Genomic DNA, 19,679 nt, shown 5'->3' with positions numbered 1-19,679 from the left:
ATTTGCAGAATTGTGCGCGGCAATGCCTGCGGATCAGACCATCTGAATGACGTCTTTTTCGATCGAAAGCATATAGCCCTTTTTGGCAATATTCTTGACCAGCAATTCGCTGACCATCTGATTGCCCAATGCATCACGCAGCCGCTTGATCCGGGTGGCACCGGCGGCCTCGTCGCAGTCGGCGGCATCCCTGCCCGAAATCATCGCTTCGATCTGAGCGCCGGACAGAACCTCGTCATCAAGCCGGGACTCGGCCAGAACCGACAGGGTTTCCATCGCCGCCGGGGTCAGTTTGAAGTCCATGTTGTTGAGATAGACGGTGTTTTCCTCGCGGCTGATCAGCAGCGACGTCACCTGAATGCCCGTCCGTTCGATCTGCGCCATGCGCCGGTTCAGCAGCACGAGCATCACCAGAAACACCAGGGCCGAGATCAGCATCGCGCTGGCAAAGACCAAAAGGACAAAGATCACCATCCGGTAGCTGGACAGCGTGTCGGCAAATGCTGTGCCGGATTGGGCCAGAATCTCCAACAGGCGAATCTCGGTTTGCGAAGTCAGGTCGGACTCGATGAACAGGCGCTCGACACGGGCGTTGAAGGCGTTTGCATCTGGCAGGGTCCAGAACAGGAAGACGGCTGCCGTAACCAGAATCAGGACAATCGCGGCAATGCCCGCGCCAACTAGCCGCGCACCGGATCGCCGGGCCTCAGAAACGGAGAAAGAACTTTCCGGCATTTGCCTTCCTTTGATCCAATCCTTCGGGTCCGAATACGGATATGACGTTCAACAAGGTCCAGCCCGAAGCGCCGAGGCGTTGGGCGACCTCGGATTTGGCCTGTCCCTTGTCGCAGGCTGCAACCTGCATGACGCCGTAATGCAGCCGCAGGGGGTTGTCCTGTTTGGCCTTGTAATCCGCATAACACTGGGCCGCCGCCGCAGTGGGTCCCAGCGATATCAGGGCCATGCAGGCCAGAGAAGAGAGGATCTGTTTCATAGGCCGCATCCTGCGCATGAGGTGGCCGGAAATTCAATATCTCAAGGGGTTTGCGACGCTGATATCGGATAACAACCGCCCGTTATTGCTTGTCCGGCATGGTCGGCCCCAGGTTCTGGTCATCAAGTTCCCGGCCGTGAGCAGGCCGCCCGCAAAAAGACAAAGGACAGGCATAATGCACAGGAAATTCATTGCGCTGATCGTTGCGACCGCCATCACGATAACCGGCATTTCCGTGTCACAGGCGCGCGCAGCCGACACCAGGGATCTGCTGGGCGGATTGGCTGCGCTGGCCCTGATTGGGGCAGGTGTTCACTACTACAACAAGGAAAGGCGCGCGGATCAGGCAACACGGCGGCACGCGCCGGTCTACCAGCCCCCTGTCGTCGATCACTACCCGGTGCGCCCGCGGCCGCAGCGGCTGGCGCGATATGACCTGCCGCAACGGTGCCTGCGCACCTTCAAGTCGTATTCGAACAAGCGCCCCCTGCTGACGCCGAAATGCCTCGGCAAGCATTACCGATACTCCGATAGCCTGCCCCGCCAGTGCGAAGTTGGTTTCTGGGATGGCAAAAAGGTCAAGCGGGCATACGAACCCGCATGCCTGCGCCAGCAAGGATACCGTGTGGTTCATAAGTAACGGGTTTCGAGCAGGAGCGGCGCCACAGAAGCGCCGTGCAGGAGAGGGTGGCGCAGGCTGCCCTCTCTTTTTTCTTGCGGTATTGGCCGAAAAGCGCTTTGCCGGACGTATGACACAACCGAATTTCGATCTGGAACAGGCGCTTCTGGCGCGGGGGCATATCAGGGTTGCCGGCGTTGATGAAGTCGGGCGCGGTCCGCTGGCCGGACCTGTGGTTGCCGCTGCGGTCATCCTGAGCCCCGATGATATCCCCGAAGGTTTGAACGATTCCAAAAAACTGAGCGCAAAGCGCCGCCAAGCGCTGGACGTTGCGCTGCGCGAACGGGCCGAAATCGCGTTGGGCGAGGCTTCGGTGGCGGAAATAGATGAACTCAACATATTGCGTGCCTCGCATCTGGCCATGACGCGCGCGGTTCAGGCTTTGGACCCGGCCCCGGATTTTCTGCTGATCGACGGCAACATGATTCCGCGCGGGCTGAAACTGCCGTCCCAGGCGGTGGTCAAGGGGGACGCCCGATCGCTGTCGATTGCTGCGGCCTCGATCATCGCGAAAAACTGGCGCGATCAGGTGATGGTGGATTTGGCGCAACAGCATCCCGGCTATGGGTGGGAGGCAAACGCCGGATATCCGACAAAACAGCACCGTGACGCGCTGCGAAATCTTGGTGTCACCCCACATCATAGACGTTCGTTTAAACCGGTCCACAATATCTTGTATCAAGAGTAAATCGTAAGTCGCTGATTCAAAAAAGAAATTGACGGCGAATCGTCTTTGACTCATCCTTGTCTCAACCAAATGAGCGCAAAAGCGCCGTGGAACCGAGGCAGTGAAATGACCACAATCAAGACAAAGGGCGCGGCGGCGCTCCCTATAAACACGATTCTATCCGGCGACTGCATCGATGTGATGAACAGTCTGCCTGAGGCGTCGGTGGACCTGATCTTTGCAGACCCGCCATATAACCTGCAACTGAAAGGCCAGCTTCACCGCCCTGACAACAGCCAGGTGGATGCCGTCGACGATCATTGGGATCAGTTCTCCAGCTTTGGTGCCTACGACCAGTTCACGCGGGACTGGCTGAAGGCGGCGCATCGCCTGCTGAAGCCGAATGGCGCGATCTGGGTGATCGGCTCTTACCACAACATCTTCCGCGTGGGATCCGCCCTTCAGGATGCCGGGTACTGGATTCTGAATGACGTCGTGTGGCGTAAATCCAACCCGATGCCGAATTTCCGTGGCAAGCGGTTTACCAACGCACACGAGACGATGATTTGGGCGTCCAAGCGCGAAGGCGCGAAATACACGTTCAACTACGAAGCTCTGAAGGCCCTGAACGAAGGCGTGCAGATGCGCAGTGACTGGGTGCTGCCGATCTGCACCGGGCACGAGCGTCTAAAAGATGAAAACGGTGACAAGGCGCATCCGACGCAAAAGCCGGAATCGCTGTTGCATCGGGTACTGATTGGATCGACCAATCCCGGCGATGTCATTCTGGACCCGTTCTTTGGCACCGGTACGACCGGAGCTGTCGCCAAGATGCTGGGACGTGAGTTCATCGGGATCGAGCGCGAAGAAAGCTATCGCAAGGTTGCCGAGAAACGCATTGCCAAAGTGCGCAAGTTTGACCGTGAAGCGCTGGAGGTCAGCGCCAGCAAACGCGCCGAGCCGCGTGTGCCGTTCGGCCAGCTGGTTGAACGCGGTATGCTGCGCCCGGGCGAGGAGCTGTATTCGATGAACCAGCGCCACAAGGCCAAGGTCCGTGCGGACGGAACGCTGGTGGGCCAGAATGTCAAAGGCTCGATTCATCAGGTCGGTGCACATCTGGAAAATGCGCCGTCCTGCAACGGCTGGACCTACTGGTGCTTCAAGCGCGACGGCAAGACGGTGCCGATCGACGTGCTGCGCCAGCAGATTCGGGCCGAGATGCACAACTGAATTTACCAATACCGCCGGTGCCTGTGGCCTGACACAAGGCACTAAGCCTTGCCCCGCCGTTTTCGGCGGGGTCTTTTGTTTTGCGCCGCACGATGCTTGGATAGCTACAATTCCGGTTCCCAGCCGTGCAACAACGGAGCAGCAACCATGACGGACACCACGGCCAGCACATCCCGATTTAACCGTTTTTTCTTCACGAAACCGGACAGTTACGATCTGGACAACAAGTATACTCTGGCAGCGATGGAACAGCACAAGCGCGAGGGGCTGGAACTGGCTGTACGCGCGCGGTGGATCGCGATGGGATTGACGGGAGTTCTGCTGATCTATCTGAACCCGCACCCTGAGGTTTTGTATTACCATTTTATTCTTCTGCTGATCTGCGCAAATGGCTGGCTGATCCGGCGTGCGGGACGGGTCGGGCAATCGCGAATCGAACTGTTGCTGATCTTTGTTGATCTGATGATCATGACCCTGGGGATGATCATCCCAAACCCATTCAGCGACGATGTCCGGCCGTTGGCCATGCAGTACCGGTTCGATAACTTCCAGTATTTCTTCATTATTCTGGCTGCGGGTACGCTTGCCTATTCCTGGCGCACCGTGGTTGCGCTGGGAACCTGGACGGCGGCCATGTGGACAGTCGGCTGGATCATCGCCTGGTGGGTGGCAACGCCCATTCCAGGCATCAGTGAGCGGGTGGCAGAAGCCCTGAAAGGGTATCCGGATGTGGCCGAACTGCTTGATCCCAACAGCTTCATGGTGTCGCAGCGCGTACAGGAGGTGATTGTCTTTCTGATGGTCGCAGTGACCCTTGGCGTATCGATGCGGCGTCTCAACCGGCTGCTGCTGAGCAATGCGGGGCTTGTGCGCGAGCGGGCCAATCTGTCGCGGTATTTCTCGCCAAATGTAGTCGACGAGTTGAGCCAGAATGACGAACCGCTCAAGCAAATCCGTAAGGAAAACATCGCTGTCCTGTTCATCGACATTGTCGGGTTCACCAAGTTTGCGGCCGGTCGTGATCCTTACGAGGTGATCGAGGTTTTGCGCGGGTTTCACGCGCGCATGGAGACCGAGGTGTTTCGGCATCACGGAACGCTGGACAAGTACCTTGGGGACGGGTTGATGGCCACGTTTGGTACCCCGGTGCCCACATCATTGGACGCTAGCAACGCGGTGGCCTGCGCCCGCGACATGGTGGGTGTGATTGATAGATGGAATCTGGAACGGCGGCGCGCGGGTGAGCCCGAGATCCATGTGGGGATCGGCGTTCACTATGGTTCGGTGGTGCTGGGAGATATCGGGGCGAACCGGCTGGAATTCGCGGTGATCGGAGACGCAGTCAATGTGGCGGCGAAACTTGAGGCGACGACCCGAACCCTGGGCGCGCGGGTTGTCCTGAGTGACGCAGTGTTCAGGCAGGCGAAGCAGGAAAACCAGCTCTCATCGCTGGATGGGTTCACAAAACGGGAAAACCAGGCCGTGCGCGGTGTTGAGACACCCGTGGATGTCTGGGTACTTTGAGCAGCAAGCGCTCCCGCCGATTAATCCTGCATCGCAGATGCAATCCAAATCGTTGGGCCGGGCAGCACGCCGGGGCGTGCTGCGGTCAGGCTTTGGGCATCGGGTTCTGCGCCTTGTTGTAGGGGCCCCAGTCCGTGATATCGGGGTAATACTGGCGCCGCCATGCGCGAACCCGCTGGTTCATCACCTGCCGCCAGAAAGGCGGGATCATCGCGGCAATGGTCATGACCGGATAGCCGTGTGGCAGTTGGGGGGCGGTGTCCTCGGAATGGTGTTGCAGAAGCGGGAAGCGGCGGTTCGGCTTGTAATGATGGTCCGAATGGCGCTGCAGGTTGATCAGCAGCCAGTTCGATGCCTTTTGCGATGCGTTCCACGAATGGTGCGGGTGTACGTGTTCGTATTTCCCGTCGCCCAGATGTTTCCGGGTCAGACCGTAATGTTCCACGTAGTTCACCAGTTCAAGCTGCCAGACCGCGACTCCGGCCTGCAGCAGGAACAGGCCCAGTCCGGACCAACCGCCCAGTGCAACCGCCAGCAGCAGCATCCCCCCTTGCAGGGCCCAATACCGCCAGAACGGATTTGACCGATCGGTCCAGGGCCGGTCCTTGCGGCCGAGTTTGGCCTTTTCCGCACGGAACGCCGAGACAAGACATTCGCGCAGGACACGGGGATAAAACCGGTGAAACCCTTCGTTGTAACGCGCGGTGACCGGATCGCGCGGCGTGCCCACGTAGCGGTGATGCACCAGCAGATGTTCAGAGCGGAAGTGGGAATACAGAACCATGGACAGCAGGATGTCTCCCAGCCAGCGCTCAAGCCGGCCTTTCTGATGCATCAGTTCATGGCTGTAATTGATCCCGATTGTGCCCGAGAGCACACCCATGCCGAAGAAAAGGCCGATCTTCGCAGCCACGCTCAGGTGGTCCGTGTGCGTGGCGTACCAGATCAGGCCGAACAATGTCAGGAACTGCAGCGGGACCCAGATTTTAGTCAACCAGATATACCAGCCAAGCATGGAATCGGGCGTATCCGGGTCGCCATTTTCAAGCTCCATCCCCGTCAAACGGTCGAGCAGGGCAAAGGTCCACCATGTCGACAACGGAACCAGCAGAACCCATGCGCCGCCTAGAACGGCCGTTACCCAGATCACGGGGATCAGAAGGATAGAAAGCCAAAAGGGCAGGGCCGATTGCCAGCGTGACAGGGTGTCTTGTGCGATCATGGTCGGGCTCCGCAAGTGTGGCCCGACACTAGCCGGGCATTGAGCTGTGATTCAACGGCTCAATGGTCGCGCCACAGATCATAAGCCTTGCGCATGACGGTCGGCAGGTCACCGGGTCGGAATGCGTGTTTTTCAATGATGGTCAAGCCCGCCGGGGCCGTGTTTTCAGGCAGGGGCGCCGCCCAGATGCGCAGCACCAGATGGAAATGGGTGAACGTGTGGCGCACTTCCGCTGGCAGGACCTGCCAGTTTCCCGCAAAAGGTGGCGATTCGATCTGCGTGTCGGACCAGTCCGAACCTGGCCAGCCCAGCATCCCCCCCAGCAATCCCTTGTCCGGTCGGCGTTCCAGCAGCATCGCACCATCCCCGCGCTGGGCAATATAGACATGCCCGTATCGTGTGGGCTTCGGCATTTTGGCCGTCTTCCGGGGCAATTCCGCCTGCGTGCCCACTAGGCGGGACTGGCAGGGCGCGCGCAGGGGGCAAATGCCACAGGCCGGAGATTTCGGGGTGCAGATCGTCGCGCCAAGATCCATGACCGCCTGAGCATAATCGCCGGGCCGTTCCAGCGGGGTCAGGCCGGCCGCCTTGTCCTTCAACTGTGGCTTCGAACCGGGCAGGGGATCGTGAATGTCGTAAAGCCGGGACATGACCCGTTCGACGTTGCCGTCCAGAACCGTTTCAGGGCGGTCGAAGGCGATGGAGGAAATGGCGGCAGCGGTATAGGGACCGATACCCGGCAGTTTCAACAGGCCATCATGGGTGTCCGGGAACTGGCCTGCATGCACATCAGTCACGATGCGCGCGCATCTCAGCAGGTTGCGGGCGCGGGCGTAGTAACCCAGACCGGCCCATTCCCCCATGACCTGATCGTCAGGCGCCGCTGCCAAGGCGTCAACGGTCGGCCAGCGCGCGGTGAAGCGCAGGAAATAGTCCCGCACGGCGGCAACGGTGGTCTGCTGCAACATCACCTCGGACAGCCAGACATGGTAGGGGTCGGGTCGGACCCCGGCAGCCCGGTCCGCGGGGCCGACACGCCACGGCATTTTGCGCGCGTGACGGTCGTACCAGTCCAGCAACGCCGTGCTGACGTTAAATTCAGTGGTGTCACGCAAGTTTTATGCCTCTCCTTGTCGGGTTTCGCTGGCGCCGGTTGTTCTGCCCATTACAATAGCCGCGCAGGAGATGGAAACCAGATGCGACCGAGACGTTCGACCACCCGCGGGTTCAAACGGACCGCAACATTGCTGAACAATCAGATCCGTCAGGCCGGTGAAAGCCGGGGGTTTGCCGTATCGCGTCTGCTGACCCACTGGGCCGAGATCGTGGGGCAGGACATTGCGGCCATCGCGCGGCCCGTCAAGGTTGGGTACGGCAAAGGGGGGATAGGCGCGACGCTGACCCTGCTGACCACCGGCCCGCAGGCACCGATGCTGGAAATGCAGAAAGAACAGCTGCGCGGCAAGGTGAATGCGGTTTATGGCTATAACGCGATCAGTCGCGTGCGCATCACACAAACCGCTCCAACAGGATTTGCCGAGGGGCAGGCCAGTTTCGACCACAAGCCGAAACCGGCGAAACCCGAAATCAAACCCGAAATCGCTGCCGAGGCAGACAAAGTGTCGCGTGACGTAAACGATGGTGATTTGCGCGCGGCCCTTGAACGCCTGGGCCGCAACGTTTTATCCAGACAAAAACGCTGAGAAAGGGCTGAGAATGAGCCGAATTGCAACCGTAATCTGCGCGGCGGTCGCCGTTGCCGCTGGCGGCTATTGGCTGTCGCTGTCAAATTCCACCCCCGCCAACCCGCTGATCAGCAGCGCCGAGGCGCAGGAAGCCGACCTGGACACCTCGACCATTAAAGAAATGGTGCAGGGGGCCGCAGATGCTCCGGTCGAGATCATCGAATATGCATCCTACACCTGTCCGCATTGCGCGAATTTTCACACCGGGCCGTACAAGCAGCTGAAAAAGGAATTCATCGACACAGGCAAGGTGAAGTTCATCTACCGCGAGGTTTATTTTGATCGCTACGGTCTGTGGGCGTCGCTGGTGTCCCGTTGCGGCGGACCGGAAAAGTTCTTTGGCATCACGGACCTGATCTACGAAGGCCAGTCCGATTGGTCCCGCGCGGGTGGTCCCGCCGAAATCGTTGACGAGCTGCGCAAGATCGGTCGTCTGGCCGGTATCGGCAACGACGAGCTTGAGGCCTGCCTGCAGGACGGAACGCGCGCACAGACACTGGTTGCCTGGTATCAGGAAAACGCCGAGCGCGACGGCATCACCGCGACACCGACATTTGTCGTTAACGGCAAAAAGGTCTCGAACCAGTCCTACGAAGAGTTCAAACAACTGATCGAAGACGAGTTGGGCAACTGATGGCGGCCCCGCTGGCCGGTCTGAAGGTTGTCGAACTGGCACGAGTTTTGGCCGGCCCCTGGGCCGGTCAGACCTTTGCGGACCTTGGGGCCGAGGTCATCAAGGTCGAATCTCCGGACGGGGATGATACCCGCGCTTGGGGACCACCCTTTGTAACGCGGGATGACGATGTATCGGCGGCGTATTTTCACGCGACCAATCGGGGCAAGGCGTCTGTCACGGCGGATTTCAGAACCCCCGAGGGTCAGGAAAAGGTGCGCGCGCTGATTGCGGATGCAGACGTCCTGATCGAAAACTTCAAAGTCGGCGGCCTGAAGAAATACGGGCTGGACTATGACAGCGTAAAACAGATCAATCCGCGTCTGGTCTATTGCTCGATCACCGGGTTCGGTCAGACCGGTCCCTATGCCAACCGGGCTGGGTACGATTTCATCATTCAGGGCATGTCCGGACTGATGTCCATTACCGGTGAGGCGGACGGGCAGCCACAAAAGGCGGGCGTTGCGACAACGGACGTGTTCACAGGGGTATATGCAGTCGCGGGCGTACTGGCCGCTTTGTATCAGCGCGAGACAACAGGCCGTGGGCAACATGTGGACATGGCGCTGCTGGATGTCGCCGTGGCTGTTACCGCCAATCAGGCGCTGAACTACCTGACAACCGGTGTTGCGCCTTTGCGGATGGGCAACGCGCACCCCAACCTGGTTCCGTACCAGGTGTTCGACTGTGCCGACGGCCATATTGTCATCGCCACCGGCAATGACCGCCAGTACCAAAGCCTGTGCCATATCCTCGGGCTGGCAGAACTGGCCGCCGCGCCGGATTTTCTGCACAACAAGGACAGGCTGGCCAACCGCCGGGTGCTGATCGCCCGTCTGAATGGCGAAACGGCGCAGCGCAACAAGGCTGAACTGCTGGCAGCCTGCGAAGCCGGGGGCGTTCCCGCCGGTCCAATCAATACGATGGACGAGGTGATGGTGGACCCACAGGTCATTGCGCGTGGAATGCAGATTGAACTGGACGGTGTGCCCGGTGTGCGCACGCCGTTTGTGTTTTCCGATGCCGAGCTTGCCCTGACCCGCCCTTCGCCGAAGCTGGGCGAGGATAACTGATCAGGGCGACGGGACCGCTTTCAGCACCATGTCCCGGACCAGATCGGATTGGTCCACCTGGAGACGGACGGGCAGGGTGATCACCTTGCTACGGAACGCGGGCGGCAGGCGCACGGCGTCTTTTTCGGTTGTGACCATCTGTGCGCCCAGCAAGCGGGCATCGTTTTCCAGTCGGGTCATCAGGGCGGGTGTCAGAGGCTGGTGATCATCCAGCGCCTCGGCCCGAAGCAGGCGCGCGCCCTGCTGGCGCAGGGTCCGAAAAAACTTCTCCGGATGCCCGATGCCGGCGAATGCCAGAACCGGGGCGTTGTCCCACTCCATGCCTGTTTGCAGCGGTTCTACCAATCCGGTGGCGTGCGGCACGTTCAGACGTTTGCCCCACTGCGCGGTAAATGTGTTCTGTGCGTCGGAATCGCCAAGTGACAGAACCAGGTTCGCACGCTGCAGACCGGCGTCGACGGGTTCGCGCAGGGGGCCGGCCGGCAGGCACAAACCGTTTCCGAACCCGCGTGCAGCATCCACCACGATGACCGAGAAATCCTTGGCAACGGACGGATTCTGAAAACCATCATCCAGAATGATCGCGGTGGCGCCTGCATCGGCCGCCGCTTGTGCACCTGCTGCCCGGTCCTTGGCCACCCAAACTTCGGCAAAGGCCGCCAGCAACAAAGGCTCGTCTCCGACCTGTGCGGCAGTGTGTTGGCCCGGATCAACGCGCATGGGCCCATCCAGCGAGCCGCCATGGCCGCGCGAAACCACATGCGGTTCGTGCCAGGCGTTGCGCAGTTGTTCGATCATCCAGATCACGGTGGGTGTCTTGCCAGTGCCGCCAGCATTCAGGTTACCGATACAGATGACCGGCACGCCCGGCCTGATCCCCGGTTCCGAGGCGACACGCCGGGCAGTCGCCGCCGCATAGAGCCGCCCCAGCGGCGCCAGCAACCGGGCACGCAATGCGGGACGGTCGGGCGGGGAATTCCAGAACTCAGGTGCCCGCATGCTGTGTCCTCCGGAGGTCCAGCAGGTCCTGAACCAGGTCGATCAGCCGATCTGCCTGTGGGGCGCCCTCGGTCACGATCTGCCATCCGGCCAGGGCCATATCGGCCGCGCGGTCCGGCGCCAGCAATTCCTCGACCGCGTCGCCAAGTTCGGTTGCGGTTCTGACTGTGCGGGCGGCATCCACCATGTCCAGACTGTCATAGAGCTCCTGATGGCGGTGGACGAACGGTCCATGGATAACCGCCGATCCAAGTGCCACCGCTTCAAGCGGATCATGACCGCCCATGCCTTTCTCCAGCGAACTGCCTGCGAATGTCACGGCGGAAACCCGTTGCCACAGGCCCAGATCCTCGCGTTCGGCGGACAGGATCACCTGTGTTGTGTCTTCGATCGGTTCGCCGTTGTCCCAGTTGACACAGCGCAGGTCCATGGCCGCAAGCCGCCGGTGCAGGGGGGGCGCTTCGGACGCGTCCGCCACATGCAGAACCAGCGCCAGCCTGGGCAGCATCCGCAACGCCTGCCGGTGCGCGCTGAGCACCGAGATGAATTCCTTGTCCTGCACGCATGAGGCAAGCCAGACAGGCCGACCGGCCAGCACGTGGTTGGTCTCGATCAACTCGTCTTCGGGCCATGGGCGCGGGTTGGGGCTGATGTGCAGCGGCGGAGATTCCGTGACCTTGGCCGAATGTATGCCCAGCCGCCGGATCTGACGGGCGGCTTCAGGCGTGGTCGTGAGAATCGTGTGAAAACAGTCGAACGTGTATCGGGCAAGGTCGGGCAGCCACCTGGCCCCCCGCGGAATCACGACATCGACCTGAGCTTCGACCAGGATCAGCGGAATGCCGTTTTCTTCCGCCTGGGTGATCAGGTTGGGAACAAGCCCGCCGCCAACCCAAACACCAATGTCCGGTCGCCAGTGTTCCAGAAATCCGCGAACCGCGCCGGTTTGCTCGGCCGGAAGGGAAACAACCGGAAAGGTGCTATCCGCCCAAAGCGCCAGGTCGGCGCCGTAAGGGGCGGTAATCAACACCGACAAGTCAGGACGGGACCGCGTCAACCTGTGGCAAAACTCATCAACGACGCGCAAGCGCAGGTGGCTGTTGACGTGAACCCAAAGCAATTCGCCATCCGGGCGCGCCTGCTGCTGTTGCCCTCCGGTTTTGGGCACGCCCCAGGACAGTACCCGATAGGCCGCAAGGCTGAAGGACCTGGGCTTGCTCATACCGGCAGCCCGTGCCCGTCCGGGTCAAGCTGTTCGCACAGCAACCTGTAGGTTTCGGCACCCGCCGCGATCACACCGTTCAGGCGCGGTTGGGGGTTATTGAAGCGCAACGGCTGTCCTTGCCGGTTCGAGCAGATGCCACCGGCTTCGCGGATGATCAGATCACCGGCTGCAATATCCCATTCCCAACTGGGTCTTAAGGTCAGCATTCCGTCAAACCGCCCCTGCGCCACTGCGGCCATTCGATAGGCCAGGGATGGGCGGTAGTTGCGTTTGAAATCGGGCACCTGCCCGTGCTTCCAGTGAACGGGTTTCAGGTTAGGTTTGGCAGCCAGAATTTCGGCGTCATGCAGGCGGTTTGTCTGCGTGGTATGAATCCGCTCACCGTTCAGTGTTGCGCCCTGTTCAGCCGCTGCAGCATAAAGAAGGTTTCGCATCGGCAGATAGATCACCGCCGCCGTCACCTTGCCCTGATCCGCGACCGCCAGGGAATGTGCCCAGGTTCGCGACCCTTCGGCAAAGCTGCGGGTTCCGTCGATCGGATCGATGATGAATGTCCTGCGGCGTGACAGCCGGTCGGGTGAATCTTCGGTCTCTTCGCTCAGCCAGCCATAACCGGGGCGTGCCGAAGGCAACATCTGTTCGAGCATCGCGTTGACGGCCAGATCCGCCTCGGTCACGAGGCCGGTGCCATCGGGTTTGTCCCAGCGCTGCGCATCTGCCCCCGAATATCGGGTGGCGATCTTGCCAGCCTCCCGGGCGGCCTCGATCAGCAGGGGCAGGTCAGTTGCCGGCAAGTGTCATTCCCTCAATCAGCAGCGATGGGACAACCCGTGACAGATAGGGGCGCGCGTCATTTGCCGGAACGATCCGTTTCAGCATGTCGCGCAGATTGCCCGCAATCGTGCATTCGTTGACCGGGTGGGTAATCTGCCCGTTCTCGACCCAGAACCCGGATGCGCCACGGGAATAGTCGCCCGTGTTGGGGTTGATGGTCGACCCGATCATCGATGTCACAAGCAGCCCGGTGCCCATGTCGCGCAACAGGTCCTCGCGGCTTTGGTCGCCCTGCGTCAGGCCCAGGTTCCAGTTGCTGGGCGAGGGCGGTCCGGAAACGCCGCGTGCGGCGTTGCCGGTGGACAGCATTTCAAGTTTGCGGGCACTGGACAGATCGAGGGTCCAGCCGGTCAGAACACCGTTTTCGACAATTGTCCGGCGGCTGGTCGGCAGACCCTCGGCGTCAAACGGGCGTGATCCCGAAATGCGCGGGCGGTGCGGGTCTTCGATCAGCGACAGATGATCGGGCAGGACCTGCTGTCCCAAACAATCGGTCAACCATGACGCCCCGCGCGCGATTGCAGACCCGTTGGCGGCCGCCAAAAGATGGCCGATCAGCGAGGATGAGATGCGTTCGTCAAACAAAACCGGGAAACTGCCGGTTGCCGGTTTGCGGGCTCCAACCTGCTGGACGGCGCGTTCCCCCGCAGTGCGCCCGATCTCTTCGGGGCTGCGAAGATCGCTTTGGAAGGTGCGGCTGTCGCCGTCGTAGTCACGCTCCATCCCGGTGCCTTCGCCCGATATTGCGACACAGGATGTCGATCGGCTGCTGCGCAGATACCCCCCGGAAAATCCGTTCGTGGCCGCAAGATGCACCCTGTGCGTGCCATACGCAGCAGCGGCGTCTGACACTTGTGAGACGCCGGTCACGGCCAGTGCAGCAGCTTCGGCCGCCAGTGCGTCCTGCAGCAGGTCTTCGGCCGCGGGCTCGGGGGTTGGGTCGAACATTTCAAGCGAAGGCATGTCCCGTTCGGTGGCCAACTGGCCGGGATAGGCCAAACCGGTGAACGGGTCTTCGGGGGCTTCACGCGCCATCGCCACGGCGCGTTCGGCCATCGCGCTCAGCGTTTCGGGGCGGCTGTCAGAGCTTGAGACAATCGCCTGACGTTTGCCAAGAAACACGCGCAGACCCAGATCGGTTCCTTCCGAGCGTTCGGCATGTTCCAGAGAACCCTCACGCACTTCGACCGACACCGAGGAGCCGTCAATCACGATCGCATCTGCGGATTCTGCCCCGGCCTTGCGCGCAGCATCAAGCAGGTGATGGCTGATCTCTTCAGGTGTTCGGGTCATGACGCCTCCGCTCTGATTATTACTGGACCTAGCCTTGGACTGCGCGCCCCGCAAGTCCTGCGGCCGGATTGAGCGTGACGAAGCACCGGATCAGTCTGAGTTTGGGGTATCGGAGGGATGCGTGTCCGGTTCGGCAGGGCGGAACGGCGCTGTTGTGTCCGCTATACCCGAGCTGCCGCGGGTCACGGTATTTGCTGAAGTGCGAGGCTGGCACCACAGGCCGTTCAGACCCGTGGTGCCAGTGGCTGGCTTATTTGATGCGCTGGCCGTTCGCCAGAATCTGACCGTCTTCGGTGAACTTGATGGTCGAGTTCAGCGTGTCCGGCGCGTCACCCGGTACGGCCATCAGCCCCATCATCATCCGGGCACCCAGCGCGTCGTTGTCCGAAATCACTCCCATGCCGATCAGCTTGTCGATCAGGGCGTTCGCCCCGACAAGCTGCAGATTCGCTTCGCCGGCGGGAACGGGCATGCCGCCAGGTTGCTGGGTGTTGGTATTGTCGAACGTGAAGTCACCGTCGCCGGTCAGGCGGGCACCCACCAGTGAAACCAGAAGCTCGGTGATTTTCAGCGAGTGCAACTCGCCCGGTGCTTCGCCGGTCAGATCTTCTGCCACTTCGGGATCGAAGATATTCATCAGCACCTTGGCCGTTCCGGTGCTATTCAGCGCGATGGTCGCCGGGTCGCGGGGCAGCGCGCCCGCAGGGTCGAAGATGCCCCACAAAACATCGGACATGGTGAAGTCGGTCAGGTTCAACCCAAAGGCAAAGGGCTGGACCTCTTCCGATTGCTGAACCGGCAGTTCGAATTTCAGCCCGGCATTGGTCATCGCGATTTCGATCGGGAACGGCAAATCGGCGGTGGTGACGGCCAGCCTGGTGCTGTTTTGGTTGATGTCGTAGGCAATCCGCTGCGCGTCGAGGCTAGCGCCGAACTGGCCGCCTTCGGACTGGCTGCTCATGGAAAAGGCTTCGCCCTTGCTCGTGCCGGCGATATTGGTCTGGCCAGATGCATAGGTGAACCTGCCGGAAAAGGCGAAACCGGCCTCGTACAGCGCCGCCGGGTCCGACATGTTGAAGTCGGCGGGTATCACGCTGTCGCTGTCCATGACAAGCTGGTCCAGCTTTCCGTCGATTTTGCCGGTTTCACCGCTTTCGGGATCGTCAAAGGCAAGCCCGTACGTCAGGGCGGTCACCGCAAAGGACTGTTTGATGTCGCGCCCGTCGCGGATTTGCATCTGCGAACTGCCGGTCAGGCCGGTCATCGTCATGCTGGCGTCCAGAATTTCCCGGGGCACTGGCTGGCCGTCGACCTGAATGTTGTCCAGCGAGACCGCCATGGAATTGGCCGTGTAGGTATAGGTCATGTCGTCCGGGGTGCCGGAAACAACCATGTCCAACCCATCCAGGGCGTAGACAACATCGGCAGAGAATTCCTCGCCCTCGGCATTGCCTGTGACGCTCATGGGAAAGGAGTCGGGAAAGCCAATGCTGACGGTCCCATCGCCGTTGTCGCCCAGCGTCATTTCCGGGACCTTGATCACGAACTGCCCTTCTTCTTCGGGCAAGGCCATTGCAAGCGTCATGTCCGAGATGGTGGTTACGGCACCGGACACCGACTGTTCGCCGTTTACGGTATAACCCATTTGCGTGAAGTAAGCCTGCCAGTCGGCCCAGACGTCGCTGGCTGTTACGTCGGCCAGCGCCCCCTGGCTGACAACGGCATAAGCCAGAACAGCGCCGCAACTGCGGCGAAGGAAATGCGACATAGGATTACCCTTCTCGATGAATTTTTGCGCATATCGTCGTGCCTGCGGCGGCGGGCGTCAAGGGGGCAGGGCTGGACCAATTCCCCTTGCGCGCGTTACAGAGTCCCCAGATATGATTTCAATGGGGGCAGAGTATTCCGATGCAAGGGAAAACTGTACTGATAACCGGCGCCAGCCGGGGTATCGGCGCCGAAGCGGGGCGCGTATTTGCCGCAGCCGGCGCCAATGTTGCATTGGTGGCGCGCAGTCGCGACCAAACCGAGGCTTTGGCCTCGGAGCTGGGTGACAACGCCATCGCTCTTAGCTGCGATGTCAGTGATTTTGCGCAGGTGGAACAGGTCGTGGCCGATTGCGTGGACCGGTTTGGCGGCCTGGATGTTCTGATCGGCAATGCCGGTGTCATTGAGCCGATCTTTCATCTGTCCAATGCCGATCCCGTGGCCTGGAGCCAGGCGATCGATATCAACCTCAAGGGTGTGTTCTACGGGATGCGTGCGGCGCTGCCCGTCATGCGTGCGGCGGGCGGTGGTACGGTTCTGACAATATCCTCGGGCGCGGCCTCCAGCCCGGTCGAAGCCTGGAGCCATTACTGCGCGTCCAAGGCCGGAGCCAAGATGATGACCGAGTGCCTGCATATGGAAGAGGCCCATCACGGTATTCGCGCGATGGGGCTGTCGCCGGGAACGGTTGCGACGGACATGCAGCGGGTGATCAAGGCCAGTGGTATCAACGCCGTCAGTCAGCTGGACTGGAGCGACCATATTCCGGCCGACTGGCCTGCACGGGCCCTGTTGTGGATGTGCACGCCGGACGCGGATGAGTTTCTTGGGACGGAAATCTCGCTCAGGCAGGAAGACATCCGCAAAAGGGTCGGGCTGACGTGATTGAACTGGATAAGGCCGACGGGTTGTGGACCGTCACCATCAACAACCCCGGCAAGGCTAACGCGCTGACCGGGGACATGCTGGCGCGTCTGGCCGAGATCGCCGAAAGTGCAACACAGGCCCGCGCATTGATCCTGACCGGTGCCGGCAAGGTGTTCAGCGCGGGCGCGGATCTGGACGAGGCCCGGGCCGGCCTGGCAATTTCGGACGTGTGGGAACGCCTTTCGGGCGCCATTGCCGCATTGCCCTGCCTGACCATCGCCGCGCTGAACGGAACTCTGGCCGGGGGCGCGAACGGTATGGCCCTGGCTTGCGATATCCGCATCGCAGTGCCGACGACGAAGGTCTTTTATCCGGTCATGAAGCTGGGCTTTCTGCCACAGCCATCCGATGCCAAACGCATGACGGCGTTGATCGGACCTGCGCGGACAAGGCTGATCCTGATGTGTGGTCAGAAAATTTCCGCGCAAGAGGCTTATGCTTTTGGTCTGGTCGACAGGATCGTCGAGCCGGATCATCTGATGACCACTGCCCGTGATCTGGCAGCCGACAGCCTTGCGGCCAATCCCGAAATCGCCGCCGGGATCGCAAGGATGTGCCGATGAGGTTGTCCGCCCTGCGCCTGCGTGTTGACGACCCGGATGCTCTTGCGGGGTTTTACCGCGATGCGTTTGGAATGTCCGTGCGGTGGGAAGGTCCGAACCGGCGGGTCGGTTATGCAGGTCAGGATGCGGATCTGTTGCTTATGCCCGGAGGTGGTGGCTATCGGCACGACCGGGGTCAGCGATACTGGAAGATCGGGATCACTGTGCCCGACGTTGATCTGGCCGCCGCCCATCTGCGCCGAATGGGCGTCGATGTCAGCGCGCCAAGGCAGTTCCTGGATATCGGATATATGGCACATCTGAGCGATCCGGACGGCTTTGTCATCGAATTGCTACAGCATGATTTTGACGGCAACCGCCCGGACGGGGCCGCCGATCCAGAGGACCCCTTTGCGCGGGCCCGTATCGGACAGGTAACGCTGCGAACGGGTGACATTGCGTCCGAAGACCAGTTCTGCAGGGCGCAGGGCATGCGGTTGTTGTCGATGCAGGATGTCGCGCTGTATGGATTTGATCTGCAATTTTACGCTTTTACGAAAGACGTGCCGCCAAGTGGTGATCTTTGGGCCGTCCAGAACCGCGAATGGCTTTGGAAACGCCCCTATACCACGTTGGAGTTTCAGCATGTCCCGGATGCGCAATTCTCGCCGGTTCCGGATTATCGGGGGCTGGAAATAGAAGGGCTGAGTGCTGCGGTCAGCGATGCCGCCGGGGATCGATGGTTGCCTGCATAGTCAGCGCCCGCGCCGCTTGCCCGGAACCCTGGAACGGAAGCCGGGCGGTCGCTTTCGCACCCAGATCAGAAACTTCTCAAGCCGGGGATGTGCGCGCAGGGCTTCGACCGTACTGTAACTGCGCGCGAGTTCGGCTTCGGTCAGCGTGGCGTGAACTTCTTTGTGGCAGATCTGGTGCAGCAAAACGGTGGGTCCGCCCTTGCCACCTTTGAGTTTTGGGATCAGATGGTGCACGCTGCCGCTCCCTTCCGGGATCGGGCGGTCGCAAAGCGGGCAGATCGGATCGGTTGTCAACATGGTATGGCAGAGTCGCGCCGTCCGAAGCACATGACAAGAGGGCAATGATGGCGCAGGCTGTGGTGATCGGAGCAGGTCCGGCGGGTCTGATGGCGGCAGAGCAACTGGCCCGTGCCGGCCATGACGTGCTGGTGCTTGAGGCCAAACCATCCGTTGCGCGCAAATTCCTGATGGCAGGCAAGTCCGGATTGAACCTGACCAAGGATGAGCCCTTTGATACACTGATCCGGTCTTATGGCAGCGCGGCAGACTGGTTGCGCCCGATGATCGCGGAGTTCGATGCGCACGCCGCGCAGGAATGGGCGCGCGATCTTGGGCAAGAAGTGTTTACCGGCTCGACAGGTCGCGTGTTTCCGAAGGCGATGAAAGCATCGCCCTTGTTACGGTCCTGGCTAAGGCGACTGGATACGTCCGGTGTGCAGATCAGAACGCGCTGGCGCTGGCTGGGTTGGGAAGGACAAAAACTGCTGTTTGAGACACCCGGTGGTCGTCAAAGCCTGTCCGGTGACGCCACGGTGCTGGCACTGGGCGGGGCCAGTTGGGCGCGACTGGGATCGGACGGTGCCTGGGTGACGCATCTTGCGCAGAAAGGTGTTCCTCTGGCCCCGTTCGCCCCATCGAACTCGGCCCTTTTTGTTTCCTGGAGCCCGCATATGCAGCCGCATTTCGGCGCGCCGCTTAAATCAGTTGAATGGCGCGCCGGTGATCTGCGGTCTCGAGGAGAGGCGACCCTTTCGGCGACGGGGCTGGAAGGGGGCGGGTTGTATGCCTTGACCCCGGCGTTGCGCGACGGCGCGGAATTGCAGGTCGATCTCTTGCCCGATCTGGCAGAGGATGTGCTGCACCGCCGGTTCTCGGACAAAAAAACCAAGACGACGCTGTCTCAGTGGTTGAAAAAGAGTTTGCGATTGCCGCCGCAGAAAGTCGCATTGTTTCACGAAATGACGGCGGGGCAGTCACTTACGCCAAAACAGACGATCGAAATGCTCAAGGCTTTGCCCGTGCGTGGCGCGGAATTGCGCCCGATGGACGAGGCGATCTCGACCGCAGGTGGTGTTGTCCGCGCGGCTTTGGACGACGGGTTTATGCTCAGCGCCATGCCCGGCGTGTTCTGTGCGGGCGAGATGCTGGACTGGGAGGCTCCGACCGGCGGGTATCTGTTGACTGCATGTCTGGCGACCGGGCGATGGGCAGGCAGATCGGCGGCGGAATGGCTGGAACGGGCAGGGTGAA

The 19,679-nt window shown here is 60.9% G+C and carries 21 protein-coding genes; 11 read left to right on the top strand and 10 right to left on the bottom strand.

What is annotated here, in order from left to right; all coding sequences use genetic code 11:
* Positions 1–33: 33 nt before the first annotated feature.
* Both ACR0JW_RS10335 and ACR0JW_RS10330 read right to left on the bottom strand, forming a co-directional pair.
* Positions 34–735 (bottom strand): helix-turn-helix domain-containing protein, encoded by a 702-nt coding sequence (locus tag ACR0JW_RS10335; RefSeq protein WP_170679385.1) that lies wholly within the window; start codon positions 733–735, stop codon positions 34–36.
* Positions 707–994 (bottom strand): hypothetical protein, encoded by a 288-nt coding sequence (locus tag ACR0JW_RS10330; RefSeq protein WP_170679387.1) that lies wholly within the window; start codon positions 992–994, stop codon positions 707–709. The genes ACR0JW_RS10335 and ACR0JW_RS10330 overlap by 29 nt, the downstream gene beginning before the upstream one ends.
* A gap of 175 nt (positions 995–1,169) precedes the next feature.
* Between ACR0JW_RS10330 and ACR0JW_RS10325 the strand changes: the two genes are divergently transcribed.
* The 4 genes from ACR0JW_RS10325 to ACR0JW_RS10310 all read left to right on the top strand — a co-directional run bounded on the left by ACR0JW_RS10325 (position 1,170) and on the right by ACR0JW_RS10310 (position 5,094).
* Entirely contained in the window at positions 1,170–1,634 is a 465-nt protein-coding gene (locus ACR0JW_RS10325) for a hypothetical protein (protein WP_170679389.1), read from the top strand.
* A 109-nt stretch (positions 1,635–1,743) separates the two neighbouring features.
* A complete protein-coding gene (locus ACR0JW_RS10320) occupies positions 1,744–2,361 on the top strand; it encodes a ribonuclease HII (RefSeq protein ID WP_170679391.1) in 618 nt (205 codons plus the stop codon).
* Between the two features lie 105 nt (positions 2,362–2,466).
* Positions 2,467–3,570, top strand: a complete 1,104-nt coding sequence (locus ACR0JW_RS10315) for a site-specific DNA-methyltransferase (protein ID WP_170614222.1) — start codon at positions 2,467–2,469, stop codon at positions 3,568–3,570.
* 147 nt (positions 3,571–3,717) lie between these two features.
* On the top strand, positions 3,718–5,094 hold the full coding sequence (locus ACR0JW_RS10310; RefSeq protein ID WP_480713874.1) for an adenylate/guanylate cyclase domain-containing protein: 1,377 nt from the start codon (positions 3,718–3,720) through the stop codon (positions 5,092–5,094).
* A gap of 85 nt (positions 5,095–5,179) precedes the next feature.
* On the opposite strand, the gene ACR0JW_RS10305 is transcribed toward ACR0JW_RS10310, so the two are convergent.
* A complete protein-coding gene (locus tag ACR0JW_RS10305) occupies positions 5,180–6,316 on the bottom strand; it encodes an alkane 1-monooxygenase (protein WP_480713873.1) in 1,137 nt (378 codons plus the stop codon).
* 59 nt (positions 6,317–6,375) lie between these two features.
* On the bottom strand, positions 6,376–7,431 hold the full coding sequence (mutY, locus tag ACR0JW_RS10300) for an A/G-specific adenine glycosylase (RefSeq protein WP_480713872.1): 1,056 nt from the start codon (positions 7,429–7,431) through the stop codon (positions 6,376–6,378).
* Positions 7,432–7,512: 81 nt separating this feature from the next.
* Here mutY and ACR0JW_RS10295 point away from each other — a divergent pair, with 81 nt between their 5' ends.
* From ACR0JW_RS10295 to ACR0JW_RS10285, 3 genes are read left to right on the top strand one after another with little or no spacing between them, the layout of a single operon-like run.
* Positions 7,513–8,019: a DciA family protein gene (locus tag ACR0JW_RS10295; protein ID WP_170679399.1), complete on the top strand. Its 507-nt coding sequence runs from the start codon at positions 7,513–7,515 to the stop codon at positions 8,017–8,019.
* A gap of 13 nt (positions 8,020–8,032) precedes the next feature.
* The gene (locus ACR0JW_RS10290) at positions 8,033–8,695 is read left to right on the top strand and encodes a DsbA family protein (RefSeq protein WP_170679401.1); all 663 of its coding nucleotides are present in this window, start codon (positions 8,033–8,035) and stop codon (positions 8,693–8,695) included.
* Positions 8,695–9,807 carry a CaiB/BaiF CoA transferase family protein gene (locus ACR0JW_RS10285; protein ID WP_170679403.1) on the top strand — a complete coding sequence of 371 codons (1,113 nt, stop codon included), beginning with the start codon at positions 8,695–8,697 and terminating at the stop codon, positions 9,805–9,807. Before ACR0JW_RS10290 ends, ACR0JW_RS10285 begins: the two co-directional genes overlap by 1 nt.
* Here the strand turns inward: ACR0JW_RS10285 and lpxK are convergent, their stop codons facing one another.
* The 5 genes from lpxK to ACR0JW_RS10260 all read right to left on the bottom strand — a co-directional run bounded on the left by lpxK (position 9,808) and on the right by ACR0JW_RS10260 (position 15,926).
* Entirely contained in the window at positions 9,808–10,806 is a 999-nt protein-coding gene (gene lpxK / locus ACR0JW_RS10280) for a tetraacyldisaccharide 4'-kinase (RefSeq protein ID WP_170679405.1), read from the bottom strand.
* On the bottom strand, positions 10,793–12,028 hold the full coding sequence (locus tag ACR0JW_RS10275) for a glycosyltransferase N-terminal domain-containing protein (RefSeq protein ID WP_170824890.1): 1,236 nt from the start codon (positions 12,026–12,028) through the stop codon (positions 10,793–10,795). Before ACR0JW_RS10275 ends, lpxK begins: the two co-directional genes overlap by 14 nt.
* Entirely contained in the window at positions 12,025–12,825 is an 801-nt protein-coding gene (locus ACR0JW_RS10270) for a 3'(2'),5'-bisphosphate nucleotidase CysQ (protein ID WP_170679409.1), read from the bottom strand. The genes ACR0JW_RS10275 and ACR0JW_RS10270 overlap by 4 nt, the downstream gene beginning before the upstream one ends.
* On the bottom strand, positions 12,812–14,158 hold the full coding sequence (locus ACR0JW_RS10265) for a TldD/PmbA family protein (protein WP_170679411.1): 1,347 nt from the start codon (positions 14,156–14,158) through the stop codon (positions 12,812–12,814). The genes ACR0JW_RS10270 and ACR0JW_RS10265 overlap by 14 nt, the downstream gene beginning before the upstream one ends.
* 250 nt (positions 14,159–14,408) lie before the next feature.
* On the bottom strand, positions 14,409–15,926 hold the full coding sequence (locus tag ACR0JW_RS10260) for a DUF2125 domain-containing protein (protein ID WP_170679413.1): 1,518 nt from the start codon (positions 15,924–15,926) through the stop codon (positions 14,409–14,411).
* 134 nt (positions 15,927–16,060) lie between these two features.
* On the opposite strand from ACR0JW_RS10260, the gene ACR0JW_RS10255 reads away from it, so the two are divergent.
* From ACR0JW_RS10255 to ACR0JW_RS10245, 3 genes are read left to right on the top strand one after another with little or no spacing between them, the layout of a single operon-like run.
* Complete coding sequence (locus tag ACR0JW_RS10255) at positions 16,061–16,810, top strand: SDR family oxidoreductase (RefSeq protein WP_170679764.1); 750 nt, start codon at positions 16,061–16,063, stop codon at positions 16,808–16,810.
* On the top strand, positions 16,807–17,415 hold the full coding sequence (locus tag ACR0JW_RS10250) for an enoyl-CoA hydratase/isomerase family protein (RefSeq protein ID WP_170679415.1): 609 nt from the start codon (positions 16,807–16,809) through the stop codon (positions 17,413–17,415). Before ACR0JW_RS10255 ends, ACR0JW_RS10250 begins: the two co-directional genes overlap by 4 nt.
* Positions 17,412–18,149 carry a VOC family protein gene (locus ACR0JW_RS10245; RefSeq protein ID WP_170824891.1) on the top strand — a complete coding sequence of 246 codons (738 nt, stop codon included), beginning with the start codon at positions 17,412–17,414 and terminating at the stop codon, positions 18,147–18,149. Before ACR0JW_RS10250 ends, ACR0JW_RS10245 begins: the two co-directional genes overlap by 4 nt.
* Here ACR0JW_RS10245 and ACR0JW_RS10240 read toward each other — a convergent pair whose 3' ends face one another.
* Positions 18,150–18,446, bottom strand: a complete 297-nt coding sequence (locus ACR0JW_RS10240) for an HNH endonuclease (protein WP_170679419.1) — start codon at positions 18,444–18,446, stop codon at positions 18,150–18,152.
* A 47-nt stretch (positions 18,447–18,493) separates the two neighbouring features.
* On the opposite strand from ACR0JW_RS10240, the gene ACR0JW_RS10235 reads away from it, so the two are divergent.
* Positions 18,494–19,678 carry a TIGR03862 family flavoprotein gene (locus ACR0JW_RS10235; protein WP_170679766.1) on the top strand — a complete coding sequence of 395 codons (1,185 nt, stop codon included), beginning with the start codon at positions 18,494–18,496 and terminating at the stop codon, positions 19,676–19,678.
* The last annotated feature ends 1 nt before the right edge of the window (position 19,679 follow it).

Source organism: Ruegeria sp. BG6 (genome assembly GCF_056538465.1).
Note: the sequence above shows the minus strand (reverse complement) of the source record. Positions and strands in the feature narration are given on the sequence as shown.

Bases quoted from the DNA above. Each gene is read 5' to 3' on its own strand.
- ACR0JW_RS10260 (WP_170679413.1), bottom strand. From the start codon at position 15,926: ATGTCGCATTTCCTTCGCCGCAGTTGCGGCGCTGTTCTGGCTTATGCC.
- ACR0JW_RS10265 (WP_170679411.1), bottom strand. From the start codon at position 14,158: ATGACCCGAACACCTGAAGAGATCAGCCATCACCTGCTTGATGCTGCG.
- ACR0JW_RS10275 (WP_170824890.1), bottom strand. From the start codon at position 12,028: ATGAGCAAGCCCAGGTCCTTCAGCCTTGCGGCCTATCGGGTACTGTCC.
- ACR0JW_RS10295 (WP_170679399.1), top strand. From the start codon at position 7,513: ATGCGACCGAGACGTTCGACCACCCGCGGGTTCAAACGGACCGCAACA.
- ACR0JW_RS10305 (WP_480713873.1), bottom strand. From the start codon at position 6,316: ATGATCGCACAAGACACCCTGTCACGCTGGCAATCGGCCCTGCCCTTT.
- ACR0JW_RS10315 (WP_170614222.1), top strand. From the start codon at position 2,467: ATGACCACAATCAAGACAAAGGGCGCGGCGGCGCTCCCTATAAACACG.
- ACR0JW_RS10285 (WP_170679403.1), top strand. From the start codon at position 8,695: ATGGCGGCCCCGCTGGCCGGTCTGAAGGTTGTCGAACTGGCACGAGTT.
- ACR0JW_RS10310 (WP_480713874.1), top strand. From the start codon at position 3,718: ATGACGGACACCACGGCCAGCACATCCCGATTTAACCGTTTTTTCTTC.
- ACR0JW_RS10335 (WP_170679385.1), bottom strand. From the start codon at position 735: ATGCCGGAAAGTTCTTTCTCCGTTTCTGAGGCCCGGCGATCCGGTGCG.
- ACR0JW_RS10235 (WP_170679766.1), top strand. From the start codon at position 18,494: ATGGCGCAGGCTGTGGTGATCGGAGCAGGTCCGGCGGGTCTGATGGCG.
- ACR0JW_RS10325 (WP_170679389.1), top strand. From the start codon at position 1,170: ATGCACAGGAAATTCATTGCGCTGATCGTTGCGACCGCCATCACGATA.
- ACR0JW_RS10320 (WP_170679391.1), top strand. From the start codon at position 1,744: ATGACACAACCGAATTTCGATCTGGAACAGGCGCTTCTGGCGCGGGGG.
- lpxK (WP_170679405.1), bottom strand. From the start codon at position 10,806: ATGCGGGCACCTGAGTTCTGGAATTCCCCGCCCGACCGTCCCGCATTG.
- ACR0JW_RS10290 (WP_170679401.1), top strand. From the start codon at position 8,033: ATGAGCCGAATTGCAACCGTAATCTGCGCGGCGGTCGCCGTTGCCGCT.
- ACR0JW_RS10240 (WP_170679419.1), bottom strand. From the start codon at position 18,446: ATGTTGACAACCGATCCGATCTGCCCGCTTTGCGACCGCCCGATCCCG.
- ACR0JW_RS10245 (WP_170824891.1), top strand. From the start codon at position 17,412: ATGAGGTTGTCCGCCCTGCGCCTGCGTGTTGACGACCCGGATGCTCTT.
- ACR0JW_RS10330 (WP_170679387.1), bottom strand. From the start codon at position 994: ATGAAACAGATCCTCTCTTCTCTGGCCTGCATGGCCCTGATATCGCTG.